The organism is Mycobacteroides franklinii, from assembly GCF_002013895.1.
Lineage (GTDB): Bacteria > Actinomycetota > Actinomycetes > Mycobacteriales > Mycobacteriaceae > Mycobacterium > Mycobacterium franklinii.
In genome coordinates this window covers 63,495-75,813 of record NZ_MAFQ01000009.1, presented here as the reverse complement: position 1 = coordinate 75,813, position 12,319 = coordinate 63,495, and the positions used below count along the sequence as shown (strand labels likewise).

The window sequence follows — 12,319 nt, the reverse complement described above, 5'->3', positions numbered from 1 at the left end:
GCCGGGCGGTCCGATGGGGCCTGCCGGTAGGCTGGGGCTGCTGTTATCAGAAGCCCGCGCGTGGTTGTTCACGCTTGGCCGGTGAGGGGTCCGTTGTCGCTCTTCTTTGAGATCATTGGCTACGCGCTTTTGCTCTTCTGTTTGCTGCTCTTCGCGCGCATAGTGATCGAGACCATTCAGTCCATTAGCCGTGATTGGCACCCGAGGGGTGCCACGGTGGTGATTCTGGAGCTCATCTTCACCATCACCGACCCGCCCGTGCGGTTATTGCGTCGTCTCATTCCGCCCCTCTCTCTTGGTGCGGTGCGATTCGATTTGTCCATTACTTTGCTGCTTTTGGTCGGATTCTTTGGCATGAAGGTGGCCTTCGTGATGGCGGCTGGCTAAGCCGCCAGCGACGCAGAATTTCGGTATTCAACTCACATCGATCTGGATACGAAAGCGCGTCATATCCAAAGCCTCAGAGTATTTTTATGCACGTCAGAGGGATACTTAACGCGCTCTGCTGCGACCGGCGGGTCGGATGTGACAGGATGGACGCCAGTTACAGTGAGACGGCATGTTCGTTTTACACTGCAATACGATTCCAGACGTCGAGACTTGATAGGGGCAGGCAATGCCGCTTACACCAGCTGATGTACATAACGTCGCGTTCAGTAAGCCACCCATCGGTAAGCGTGGATACAACGAGGACGAGGTCGATGCGTTCCTCGACCTGGTGGAGAACGAGCTGGCCCGCCTGATCGAGGAGAACTCGGACCTGCGCCAGCGGGTTCAGGAGCTGGATCAGGAACTGGCCGAGGCCCGCAAGGGCGGTGGCGCTGCCCCCGTCTACGAGGCGCCCAAGCCGGAGAAGAAGCCCGAGCCCGCTAAGCCCGAGCCGGTACCGGCACCTGTCGTGGCGGCCGCTCCGGCCGCAGCGTCGACCGAGGAACATCACGTGCGCGCGGCCAAGATCCTGGGTCTGGCACAGGACACCGCGGACCGTCTGACCGGGAACGCCAAATCCGAGTCGGAAAAGATGCTCGCCGATGCTCGCGCAAATGCGGACCAGATTGTCGGCGAGGCTCGCGCCACCGCCGACAAGACGGTCACCGAGGCGCGCACCAAGGCCGAGGCGCTACTCTCGGATGCTCAGACCCGTTCCGAGACCCAGCTGCGCCAGGCGCAGGAGAAAGCCGATGCCCTGCAATCCGACGCCGAGCGCAAGCACTCGGAGATCATGGGCACCATCAACCAGCAGCGCACGGTGCTGGAAGGGCGTCTGGAGCAGTTGCGTACATTCGAGCGCGAGTACCGCACCCGGCTCAAGACCTACCTCGAGTCTCAGCTTGAGGAGCTCGGCCAGCGCGGTTCCGCGGCACCCGTCGATGCGGGCGCCTCGAACGAAAACGCATCCAAGGAAGCCGGTTTCGGCCAGTTCAACCGTGGGAACAACTACTGATCTAGATCGGTCTATGCTCGCGGCACGTATGAGGAGTGATTCGCGATGCTGATCGTCGCATTGGTGTTGGCCGCCGTCGGCCTGGCTGCTCTGGTGACAGCGGTGGTCACCAGTAATGAAGTTCTCGCCTTCGTATGTATCGCCGCGGCCGCTGTCGGTGTGGTGCTGATGATCGTCGATGCCATCCGGGACCGGCATGCCGGCGCCCTGGAGTCCGACGAGGAGTCGGACGAAGACGCCGAGGTGCGCGAGGGTGAGCCTGTCGGCGCGGATTCCGATGATCATTCCGCCGAGGTTGCCGGCGTCGACGCGAAAGCCGATGTGGCGGAAGCTGATCCCGCCGAGACGTCGGTGATTCCGCAGGTGTCCGAGAACGCGGTCCCCGTCGCCGCCGCGGTGAGCCTCAAGGAGGCCGCCACGGCGGCCCATCATCACCCCTCCGCCGAGGAGACATACGAGCAGTTCGATGTCGATGACGAGGACGAAGACGAGCCGCATCGGTCGTGACGGGATTCTCTCTAGATGTCACGTAGTGCACTCGTGAGCGTGGCCGCTGGTGCGGCACTCACCCTGTCGGCATGCCACGGCGCCGGCCCGGCTACGGGCAGTCATGCGGAGGCTATGGCGACCATCGTGCTGGTGACGGCCCAGGCGACCGTTCCGCCGTCACCGACGCCCAGCACGCTCGGCGAGGAGCCCGACGGCGGCGCACTTTCGGCTCCCGTCAGCCCATTCGACACGTCGTCCTTGGCGGTCATCCGATTGGATCCTCCGCTGCTGCGTGCGGTCCAGGACGCCGCGACCAGCGCGGCGGCCGACGGTGTGACACTTCTGATCACGTCGGGCTGGCGTTCGCGGGCCTTCCAGCAGCAGTTACTCGATGATGCGGTACAGACGTACGGGAGTCTGGCAGTCGCCCGGCAGTGGGTAGCCACCCCCGATGAATCGCATCATGTGCAGGGCAAGGCCGTCGACATAGGCCCTGCCGCGGCCTACGGGTGGATGCTGGCGCACAGCACACAGTTCGGTCTGTGTCAGGTCTTCGCCAACGAGAAATGGCACTACGAGCTGACCGCGGATGCCGAGGGGCAGTGTCCGCCGCTGCGTGTCAACGCGGCGGGTTGACCGCTGCCCTGCGCGGAAAGCTATTGAGCGAGGGTGATGGATATTGTTTCCTCGCCGGTAATTTCGGCTTGGTAGGTGTTGATGGCGTCGATGTGGGGTGCGCTGCAGGTGCCGTCCGTGAGGCTGAACGCGTATTGGTGCAGCGGGCAGATTAGCGTCAAGGTATCAACTTGTCCGTCGGCTAGCGGTCCGCCGCGATGGGGGCATACCGCGTCCACGGCGCGCAATGTTCCATCGGTGAGCAGGAATACGGCGATCTGCTTGCCGTCGACGACGTAGGTCTTGCCCTCGCCGGGGGTCAGGTCGGCGACCGATCCGACAAGTTGGGTAATGACGCCGGTCATGTCCGCACCGGCACCTGTGGTAGTGGCAGCAGCGGTAGTGACGGCGCGAACTGCGCTGGGGATGCTGGGGTTTCGCGGTCTTTCCATGGGTCTCGGTAGCTGTCAACCGATAGTTGTAGGCGTTCTTGCAGCTCCGGGCACACACCGTCCTCGTCGTCGACGAGGATTCGTTGGAGTTCGTCGATCCCGACCCGCGGGACGAAGTCGTAGGTACGCTCGAGCCAGCGTGCGTTCTCCCGGTAGAACTGGATGAATCTGCCTGCCAGCGTGAGGACTTCGTCGGTGGATTCCACGGTAGCCAGCACGTCGCCTTTGCGGATATGAGCTCCTGCTGCGCCGCCGACGTAGATCTCCCAGCGGCCATCGCCGATACTGACGACACCAAGGTCCTTGCACAGTGCCTCAGAACAATTCCGTGGGCAGCCGGCGACGGCGAGCTTCAGCTTGGCCGGGGTTTCCAGCCCCTGGAACAGTTCTTCGAGCGCTATGCCCAGAGACGTTGAATCGCCCAGCCCGTATCGGCAGAAGTCGCTTCCCACACAGGTTTTCACAGTACGGAAGCTCTTGCCGTAGGCGTATCCGGATGGCATGTCCAAGTCTGCCCATACTTTCGGCAGGTCTTCCTTCTTGATCCCGAGCAGGTCGATTCGTTGGCCGCCGGTTACTTTGACCAGAGGTACTCGATATTTATCGGCGACGTCGGCGATCGTGCGCAGCTGTTCGGGTGTGGTGACACCGCCCTTCATCTGCGGAACGACCGAGAAAGTGCCGTCTCGCTGGATGTTGGCATGTACCCGGTCGTTGATGAACAACGCCCCCTGTTCCTGGAACCAGTCACGCCCCCAGATGGTGCGCAGCAGTGACGCCAGCGCCATTTTGTCGCCAGCAGTCTCGCCGCTCGGTGCCAGTTCGGTAAAAACGTCTGAAACGGAGCGCAATTGGCGGTCGATGATGGTGGCGATCAGTTCCGGCTTGGGCAGTGGGATGCTCGGCACGTACCAATTTGTCGACGGGTCCTCGGCGAGAGTGCCGCCCGCTGCGCAACTGACGATGTCGGTCACCAGGCCTTTGCATGTGCCGCAGCCCTTTCCGGCTCGGGTGCTAGCTACCACCTCGGCCACTGTGGTGGCGCCGCCGTGCACGCACGAGACGATGTCGCCCTTGGTGACGCCGTTGCAATTGCACACCTGCGCATCGTCTGCCAGTTCGGCTGCTCCTGTGGCCGCCGATGGGGTGCCCAGGTCGAAGAGCATGCTGATGCGCTCGTCGGGCAGCGCGACCTTGTCGTCGAACGCCTGGGACAAGAAGCCGATCTTGCTGGTGTCACCCAACAAGGTCGCGCCGATCAGCTTGTTGTCACGTACGACGACGGACTTGTAGATGCCGTTCTTGGGCTCGTAGAACTGGACGAATTCGTCATCGTCGCGCTCGGGTCCCTTGACGCCCATCGCGGCGACGTCGACTCCGGCCACCTTGAGTTTGGTGGTCAGCCGCGAACCATGGTATGCCGCTTGAGGATTCGCCCCTGTCAGAACGTCGGCAAGGACTACAGCCTGCTCCCATAGCGGTGCGACGAGCCCATATGTCTCACCGCGGTGCTGGCAGCATTCACCCAGGGCGTAGATGGAACCTTCATCTTCGCAGCGCATTTGGTCATCGACAACGATTCCACGCTCGACCACCAGCCCGGCGCGTCGCGCTAGTTCCACATTGGGCCGGATCCCTGCGGTTACCACCACCATGTCTGCGGTCAGTGAACTTCCGTCCTGGAACCCGACCCCGACGACGTCGCCGGGGTCGTCCCGAAGCACCGCGGTCGTGCGTTTGGCGGTGTGCACTCCTACTCCGAGTGATTCGATCTTGCTCCGCAAGATATGTCCACCGCGCTCGTCGAGCTGCTGGTTCATGAGGTGGCCGGGCGAGTGCACAACGTCGACGTCAACGCCCTGGGTTCGCAATCCGTACGCGGCCTCCAGGCCGAGCAACCCGCCGCCGATCACGACGGCTTTTACCTTGTCGCGTGCTTGGGCCATCTGCAACATCCCATTGGTGTCGGCGATCGTCCTGAAGCCGAACACGTTGCGGCCCAGTCGCCCATCCTTTTCGCGCAGCCCGTCCATATTAGGGAAGAACGTGTTGCTGCCGGTTGCGATGATGAGCGTGTCGTAGGCCAGCTCGCGCCCGCTTTCGCAGCTGATGGTCTTGCCGAATCTGTCCATGGTGACCGCGCGGTCGCCGGCGAACAGGGTGATGTGGTTCTGCCGGTACCAGCTCATGGGGTTGAGCATCAGATCGTCATCCACCGACGCTTCGCCGGCCAGCACGTGCGAGAGCATGATTCGGTTGTAGTTGCCGTACGGTTCATCACCGATCATCGTGATGTCGAAAAGCTCCGGTGCGCGGCTCACGATCTCCTCGACGGTGCGGGCGCCGGCCATGCCGTTGCCCACGACGACTAGACGGCTCATATCTCCACCAGCCCGAAGTCGATCACAACCTCACCGGATGCCCCCGGCGGTGCGGCCACCCGCAGCTCCAGGCGAGTGTCGGGATCAACATCTTCCACCACCCGCAGCGGCACGTTGATCGATGCGCGGGCACCCATCGGAAACATTCGCATCGGGAGTCCGTCCCGCGTCAAGGTGACCACGATCAGTTCGTCAGACGAGTTGCCTCCGCGCAGATACAACGGCTGCGCGACCGCACCCGAGCGCACCACATGAACCATCGAGTCGTCGATGAGCTCCGGCTTGTCCAGCCCGTTGCCGTGGAAGGGGAACACTCCCTGAAGAAACGTGTATGCGCTGGCCATCACTCGAGATTCGGCGCTTGCGATGACCGAACAACTACCTCCGCATTATCGGCATGTCAGCAATACCTCTCAGCCTCGCTAAAGCGGTAGGTGAGTGGCCCCATCGGCCGCGAAATGAACAAAATGTTCCTTTCGCACGCCCTGGCTGGCGAAGGTATGCCCCGGTATGAAGGGGGCGTCAGTCAGGCCCCGCCGGCACAGCATTCTCCGGGTACCGGGCATACCGGGGCGATTCGCAGAGACTTCACAGGATTGGTCTAATCTTGCGCAGATGATGCGGTTACACCACTGCGGGCTGCCAAATTACAGGGGGATGGTCAGGGGTTTTGGTGTGGGGGCGGTAGTGCTGGTGTCGCTGGCGACAGGGTGTTCGTCTTCACGCCAGGTGTCTTCTGAGGCGGCGGGTGCACTCGCGCAGGATGCCGGGTCGATCCCGCAGACACAGCTGGCTGCGCCGCCGCTGACTGTCACCGCCGATGCGCCCGGTTCGGATCCGGGATTTGTGTTCATCAATGGTGGCGGCGCGGGAGCGGCCAATCTTTTTGGCAACGGGATCCCCGAAATCGCGTCCGGCCCGCAGATTCTGGACAAGAAAGGCCGGCCGGTCTGGTTCCTGCAGATCCCGAATGACCAGGACGCGGGGAACTTTCAGGTCCAGACGTATCAGGGTAAGCCTGTTCTGACCTGGTTCCAGGGCACCAAACTCGCTGGTGCCGATTACATCGCGGATACCAACTACAAGATCATCAAGAAGATCACTCCGCACGGTACGCCGTCGGACTTTCACGAGTTCCGCATCACCCCTGACGGGCGGGCGTTGATCACGTCAGTGAAGACCATTGATGCTGATCTCACGGGCATCGGCGGACCCAAGAACGGGAAGATCAACAACAGCATCGTCAATGTCGTCGACATCGCATCCGGTGACACTGTGCTGGAATGGGATTCGGCACAGCATCTCCCGGTGACCGATAGCGCACTCAGTTACCGTGATCTGTCCAACATTCCAGGGCAAGCTGCGGTGGCTCCCCTGCACATCAATTCGGTGGCCCTGGACCCCGACGGTGATCTGTTGGTATCGGTGCGCGCGGCCAACGAGCTGGTCGCCGTCGACGCACACACCGGCGCCGTCAAATGGAAACTCGGCGGGAAAGACTCGACCTTCACGCTCGGCCCTGGGGCGGACTTCGCAGGCCAGCACGATCCACAATTCGTGGACGCAAACACGATCACGTTGTTCAACAACAACGTGGACCTCGGTGGGACCCGTCACGGCCCGTCCAGTATCAAATGGATCCGGCTCGACCACCAGGCCCGGACGGCGACCCTGGTCCGCGAGTGGACCCAGCCGGACAGCCTGGGAACGTTCACCCAAGGCAGCGTGCAAAGCCTTCCTAGTGGCAACACGTTCACCGGCTGGGGTGATGCGAACCGGATTACCGAATTCGCCGCCGACGGCCGAGTCGTATGGAGCGCCAGCCAACCCGAAAATGCTCCACAAAAACTAGAGGGCAACGTGGGAAGTGGTGGGGTAGGAACCTACCGCGCGTTCTTGCAGCCCTGGACCGGACACCCCACCCAGAAACCAGAACTGGCCATAACCAGCAGCAATGCCCGGCCCACCTTGCACGCGGTCTGGAACGGCGCCACCGAAGTCACTCACTGGAAAGTCCTCACCGGGCCCACCCCTGATGCGCTCAAACCCCTGCTAACTGCCCCCTGGAACGGACTCAACACACCCATCCCCATACCGGCCACAACACCCACCGCAGGCACCTATTTCCAAATCCAAGCCCTCGACAAAAACGGCACCACCATCGGCAACAGCGACCCAACCAAAACATAGAACGAGAGTTGATGACCCCATTTGGCGTGTCCAGATGATGCATGCGCTGAGGACGACGTCGGCGCGGTGACGCATCCGGCTTTCGTTTCTCGTGCTTCTCGCGTTCAGCCAGAAAGCAAGCTGAGATGGTCTACGGCTGCCGATGGCAGCGTGCCACGGATCGGTGTGATCGCGGCTTCGCCGCTCAACACACTCCATGGGTTCGGAAATGAACACGAGAGTTCGATTCGCTCGCCTCAGTGTTGTGTCCGAGGGGGGACTTGAACCCCCACGCCCGTTAATAGGGCACTAGCACCTCAAGCTAGCGCGTCTGCCATTCCGCCACTCGGACAAGTGCGGGCACTATGGCCCGTGGTCGCCGTCATAGGCTAGCGGAAACCCCGCACAGAGCCCAAACCGGTCGTCGGAGCCCGGTGCGTCGCTATCGACGATGGTAGGAAAGGTAGTTGTGACTTCTGTGAACCCGGCGCCCGAGGATGAGGTCGTCGATCTGGTCAGCACGCTGATCCGTTTCGATACCTCCAACACCGGAGAGCTGGAGACCACCAAGGGCGAAGCCGAATGCGCACGGTGGATCCAGCAGCAGCTGGAGGAGGTTGGATACACGTGTGAGTACGTCGAGGCGGGTGCGCCCGGGCGTGGAAATCTCTTCGCGCGGCTGCCCGGGGCGAACGCGGACCGCGGTGCCCTGCTCATCCACGGCCATCTGGATGTAGTCCCCGCCGAGGCCGCCGATTGGAGCGTGAATCCCTTCTCGGGGGCGGTCACCGACGGCTACGTGTGGGGCCGCGGCGCCGTCGACATGAAGGACATGGTCGGCATGATGGTCGCCATCGCCCGGCACTTCAAGCGATCGGGGACGGTCCCGCCCCGCGATCTCGTCTGGGCGTTCGTTTCCGACGAGGAGAACGGCGGCAAGTGGGGCTCTCAGTGGCTCGTGGACAACCGGCCCGACCTGTTCGAGGGTGTCACCGAGGCGATCGGTGAGGTGGGTGGCTTCTCGCTCACCGTGCCTCGCAAGGAGGGCGGAGAACGGCGCCTGTATCTGCTCGAGACGGCGGAGAAGGGCATTGCGTGGATGAGACTGACCGCCAAGGCCCGGGCCGGTCACGGCTCGATGGTGCATGAGGACAACGCCGTCACCGCCGTCGCCGAAGCCGTCGCCAAGCTGGGCCGGCACAAGTTCCCGCTGGTATTGACGGAGGCGGTCACCCAATTCCTGACCGCGGTGGCCGAGGAGACGGGCTACGACTTCGACGCGGACTCACCGGATTTGGAAGGCACGGTCGCCAAGCTGGGCTCGATCGGCAAGATTGTCGGTGCCACCCTGCGCGATACCGCCAACCCCACCATGCTCAAGGCCGGATACAAGGCCAACGTCATTCCGGCGACCGCCGAGGCCGTCATCGACTGTCGCGTGCTGCCCGGCCGGTTGGCGGCCTTCGAGCGTGAGGTCGACGAGATCATCGGACCCGATGTCGAACGGGAATGGGTGCAGCTGCTCCCGGCCTACGAGACCACGTTCGACGGCGATCTGGTCGACGCGATGAACGCCGCGGTACTCGAATTCGATCCCGAGGCGCGCACGGTGCCGTACATGCTTTCCGGCGGCACCGACGCAAAAGCGTTCGCCCGATTGGGTATTCGTTGCTTCGGCTTCGCGCCGCTGAAGTTGCCGCCGGAGCTCGATTTCGCCTCGCTGTTCCATGGCGTGGACGAGCGGGTGCCGGTCGACGCGTTGACGTTCGGCACCAAGGTTCTCCAGCATTTCCTGCTCAATCACTGATCACGCCCCGAAAGGATCCCCATGCCCTCTCCGTACGATGCCCTGCCACCGCTGCCGACCTTCACCCTGACCTCCGAGAGTGTCACCGATGGACAGCCACTGGCGAATGCTCAGGTCAGCGGAATCTTCGGCGCCGGCGGCCAGGACGAATCACCCGAGCTCAGCTGGTCCGGATTCCCGGAGGAGACCCAAAGCTTCGCCGTCACGGTGTATGACCCGGATGCGCCGACCGTCTCCGGTTTCTGGCACTGGGCGGTGGTGAACCTGCCCGCGACGACGACGCAGCTGCCCGCGGGAGTCGGAGATGGCAGTGGATTGCCCGGTGACGCAATCACCTTGGCCAATGACGCCAGCCTCAAGCGTTTCCTCGGCGCCGCCCCGCCGGCCGGGCACGGCCCGCACCGCTACTACATCGCCGTGCATGCCGTCGACGTCCCCAAGCTGGAGATTCCCGAAAACGCCACTCCGGCATTCCTGAATTTCAACCTGCTCGGGCACGCGATCGCCCGCGCCGTCATCGTCGGCACCTACGAGCAGCACTGAGGTGTTCGCGCCTTCAGGAGGCCGTGCCGACGGCTTCCTGAAGGCTGCGGAATCCGTTCGCGCGCAGCCGCTGGGCGATACCGTCGTGAATTCGCTTGGCGTAGAAGCCACCCCGATAGATGAAGCCGGTGTAACCCTGCAGCAGTGATGCCCCGGCGGTGATCCGTGCCCACGCATCGTCGGCGTCCTCGATGCCGCCGACGCTGATGAGCACCAGGCGATCTCCCACTCGGCGGTACAGCCGTTGCAGCACCTCCAGCGAGCGTGCGGCCACCGGCGCTCCGGAAACCCCTCCCGCGCCTAGGTCTGCCACATCCGGCGTCTTCAGTCCGGCGCGGCTGATGGTGGTGTTGGTGGCGACGATGCCCGCAAGGCCGAGTTCTGCTGCCAAATCCGCGATCTCGTCGATATCGGCGTCGGAGAGATCCGGGGCGATCTTCACCAGCACTGGCGCGGTGGTCTCCTCCAAAACCGCGGAGAGGATCTTGCGTAGTTCCCCGATGGCTTGTAGATCGCGTAGGCCGGGGGTGTTGGGGGAGCTCACGTTGACGACCAAGAAGTCGGCGGTGGGCCCCACCAGCCGGGCGCTCACCCGGTAGTCCGACGAGGCGAAGGCAGCTTCGACGATCTTCGACTTGCCGATGTTGGCCCCGATGGGCACCGTGACCTTGCGTGCCGCCAGCCGGGGTGCCAGCGCCGCCGCGCCGTGGTTGTTGAAGCCCATCCGGTTGAGCAGGCCGCGGTCGGCCTTGAGCCGGAACAGCCGAGGTTTCGGGTTACCGGGTTGGGCGATGGCCGTCACCGTGCCCACCTCGGCATAGCCGAATCCCAGTGGGCCCCACACCTTCAAGCCTTCGCCGTTCTTGTCGAATCCGGCGGCCAGTCCCAGCGGGGCGGGGAAGGGCACCCCGAACACCTCGCTGGCCAAGATGGGATCGGTCGGGGCACACAGCCGATCCATCAGCCACCGGGTCGGTGCGAAGGCGGCAGCGGCGCGCAGCACCGCGAAGGTCAGGGTGTGCACGCGTTCGGGCGGCACCAGAAAGAGCAGCCGCAGCAGGATGGTGTACAGCATCACAACACCGGCGCCGTCATCGGAGCGCCGGCCAGGGCGCCACGTAACTTCTTGCGGCGCAACAGAACCCGGCGACTACCATCGGTGTAGAGCCGGACGCGGGTGAGTTCCCAGCCGCCGAACTCGGCCTGAATCGACAACCGCAACGAGGCCGTGATCCGGGTGATTTCCGGTGGCAGCCGCAACGGGTAATAGTCGTAGTCATCATCGGATTCGCTTTCCCAGCCCGCCGGAAAGCTACTACGCGCGGCGCGGCTCATCCGATGCCCCTGATGTCGATCGCCTGTATCCCGTCACCCGCGCCGGACGCCACAAACAACGTGGATCCGTCGCTGACCAGTGAATTAGGTTGCCGCACAGTTGCGAATCGAGCCCTTTCCTCGGGGATGCCGGTAGACAAATCGTAGCCAATAACTGTGTTTGACGCCGTCTGTGACACCCAGATCAGCGCGGTCGAGTACGCGAGCCCGTACGGGGCGCCGGGCACGGGGTAACGCTGGCGCAGGATGAGTGAATCCGCGAGCCCGAAGACCAGCAGGGCGCCGCCGCGGGTATCGGCCACCAGCAGACGCCCCTTGTCATCGGCGAGCATCGTGGTGGCGCCGTCGCCGGCCCGCAACGCGTGCGCGGTGCCGTCACCGGCGTTCGTCAGCGTGGTCACCGAGCTCTGGGCGCGATCCAGGGCGGCGACGGTACTCCCTTGGTAGGCAAGGGAATCAACATGCGCGAAACCTGTGGCGTGCGCGGTGACCTGGTTCTGGGCGTCGAGGGTGAAGACGGATCCGTCGCCGCCTCCCAACACGATTCGGCCGTCCGGGCGACGGGCGATGGCCGAGAATTCGCTCTGTTCATGGCCCGAGATGTTGACCTTGTCGGCGCGCCCGGAGGCGATATCGAGGGTGTAGTAGCCACCCTTCGTGGACAGATACAGCGTGCCGCGACCGTCGTCGATGGCCGCGGTGGCCGGCGAGGGCAGCGCGACGGTGTGACGTGGCACATCCAGGTTCTCTCGCGTGAACAGCGTCACTGTGTGGCCGTCATGGGTCAGAATCGACACCCCGCGGGTCGAGGTGTCGAACAACACGGCGCCGGCTGAGCCGGCGAATCGGTGCACTGTCCCGGCCGGAACTGTGGTCACCGGAGGTGACTGTGCCGCCGAGGCCGGGGTGATGACGCGCGGATCGGTGGAATTTTCGCTATCGCTGCCGGATGAGCACCCCGATAGGGCGCCCGAGGCCACCGACATGACGGCTGCTAACGCGACGACTGTGCCCCTTATACCGCGCACATCGCGGCCCCGTAAACGGTTCATCGTGTCCATCATTGCAATTGACCTGGGATTGC

The 12,319-nt window shown here is 63.5% G+C and carries 13 protein-coding genes and 1 tRNA gene; 7 read left to right on the top strand and 7 right to left on the bottom strand.

All coding sequences use genetic code 11. The annotated features are described in order from the left end of the window. Positions 1 to 93 precede the first annotated feature (93 nt). From B4393_RS16325 to B4393_RS16310, 4 genes are all read left to right on the top strand, one after another. Complete coding sequence (locus tag B4393_RS16325) at positions 94 to 387, top strand: YggT family protein (RefSeq protein ID WP_070936748.1); 294 nt, start codon at positions 94 to 96, stop codon at positions 385 to 387. A 229-nt stretch (positions 388 to 616) separates the two neighbouring features. Next, the gene (wag31, locus tag B4393_RS16320) at positions 617 to 1,444 is read left to right on the top strand and encodes a DivIVA-like cell division protein Wag31 (RefSeq protein WP_070935018.1); all 828 of its coding nucleotides are present in this window, start codon (positions 617 to 619) and stop codon (positions 1,442 to 1,444) included. 45 nt (positions 1,445 to 1,489) lie between these two features. Then, positions 1,490 to 1,951 (top strand): hypothetical protein, encoded by a 462-nt coding sequence (locus B4393_RS16315; protein WP_078334978.1) that lies wholly within the window; start codon positions 1,490 to 1,492, stop codon positions 1,949 to 1,951. A 15-nt stretch (positions 1,952 to 1,966) separates the two neighbouring features. Beyond that, complete coding sequence (locus B4393_RS16310; RefSeq protein WP_078334977.1) at positions 1,967 to 2,569, top strand: M15 family metallopeptidase; 603 nt, start codon at positions 1,967 to 1,969, stop codon at positions 2,567 to 2,569. Between the two features lie 20 nt (positions 2,570 to 2,589). Here the strand turns inward: B4393_RS16310 and B4393_RS16305 are convergent, their stop codons facing one another. The 3 genes from B4393_RS16305 to B4393_RS16295 are packed head-to-tail and all read right to left on the bottom strand — an operon-like array spanning position 2,590 to position 5,725. After that, the gene (locus B4393_RS16305) at positions 2,590 to 2,913 is read right to left on the bottom strand and encodes a Rieske (2Fe-2S) protein (protein ID WP_078334976.1); all 324 of its coding nucleotides are present in this window, start codon (positions 2,911 to 2,913) and stop codon (positions 2,590 to 2,592) included. Beyond that, the gene (gene nirB, locus B4393_RS16300; RefSeq protein ID WP_078334975.1) at positions 2,910 to 5,381 is read right to left on the bottom strand and encodes a nitrite reductase large subunit NirB; all 2,472 of its coding nucleotides are present in this window, start codon (positions 5,379 to 5,381) and stop codon (positions 2,910 to 2,912) included. The genes B4393_RS16305 and nirB overlap by 4 nt, the downstream gene beginning before the upstream one ends. Next, complete coding sequence (locus tag B4393_RS16295) at positions 5,378 to 5,725, bottom strand: molybdopterin oxidoreductase (RefSeq protein ID WP_078334974.1); 348 nt, start codon at positions 5,723 to 5,725, stop codon at positions 5,378 to 5,380. Before B4393_RS16295 ends, nirB begins: the two co-directional genes overlap by 4 nt. 385 nt (positions 5,726 to 6,110) lie before the next feature. Here B4393_RS16295 and B4393_RS16290 point away from each other — a divergent pair, with 385 nt between their 5' ends. Continuing rightward, a complete protein-coding gene (locus B4393_RS16290) occupies positions 6,111 to 7,571 on the top strand; it encodes an arylsulfotransferase family protein (protein WP_236743178.1) in 1,461 nt (486 codons plus the stop codon). A 245-nt stretch (positions 7,572 to 7,816) separates the two neighbouring features. On the opposite strand, the gene B4393_RS16285 is transcribed toward B4393_RS16290, so the two are convergent. Then, a tRNA-Leu gene (locus tag B4393_RS16285) sits at positions 7,817 to 7,902 on the bottom strand. 126 nt (positions 7,903 to 8,028) lie between these two features. Here B4393_RS16285 and B4393_RS16280 point away from each other — a divergent pair. Further along, positions 8,029 to 9,357 (top strand): M20/M25/M40 family metallo-hydrolase, encoded by a 1,329-nt coding sequence (locus tag B4393_RS16280; RefSeq protein WP_191988866.1) that lies wholly within the window; start codon positions 8,029 to 8,031, stop codon positions 9,355 to 9,357. Between the two features lie 21 nt (positions 9,358 to 9,378). Then, a complete protein-coding gene (locus B4393_RS16275; protein ID WP_078281462.1) occupies positions 9,379 to 9,900 on the top strand; it encodes a YbhB/YbcL family Raf kinase inhibitor-like protein in 522 nt (173 codons plus the stop codon). Between the two features lie 13 nt (positions 9,901 to 9,913). Here B4393_RS16275 and B4393_RS16270 read toward each other — a convergent pair whose 3' ends face one another. The 3 genes from B4393_RS16270 to B4393_RS16260 are packed head-to-tail and all read right to left on the bottom strand — an operon-like array spanning position 9,914 to position 12,299. Beyond that, on the bottom strand, positions 9,914 to 10,975 hold the full coding sequence (locus B4393_RS16270; RefSeq protein ID WP_078334972.1) for a quinone-dependent dihydroorotate dehydrogenase: 1,062 nt from the start codon (positions 10,973 to 10,975) through the stop codon (positions 9,914 to 9,916). After that, complete coding sequence (locus tag B4393_RS16265; RefSeq protein ID WP_078334971.1) at positions 10,975 to 11,235, bottom strand: DUF5703 family protein; 261 nt, start codon at positions 11,233 to 11,235, stop codon at positions 10,975 to 10,977. The genes B4393_RS16270 and B4393_RS16265 overlap by 1 nt, the downstream gene beginning before the upstream one ends. Then, positions 11,232 to 12,299, bottom strand: a complete 1,068-nt coding sequence (locus B4393_RS16260; protein WP_078334970.1) for a YncE family protein — start codon at positions 12,297 to 12,299, stop codon at positions 11,232 to 11,234. The genes B4393_RS16265 and B4393_RS16260 overlap by 4 nt, the downstream gene beginning before the upstream one ends. Between the last annotated feature and the right edge of the window lie 20 nt (positions 12,300 to 12,319).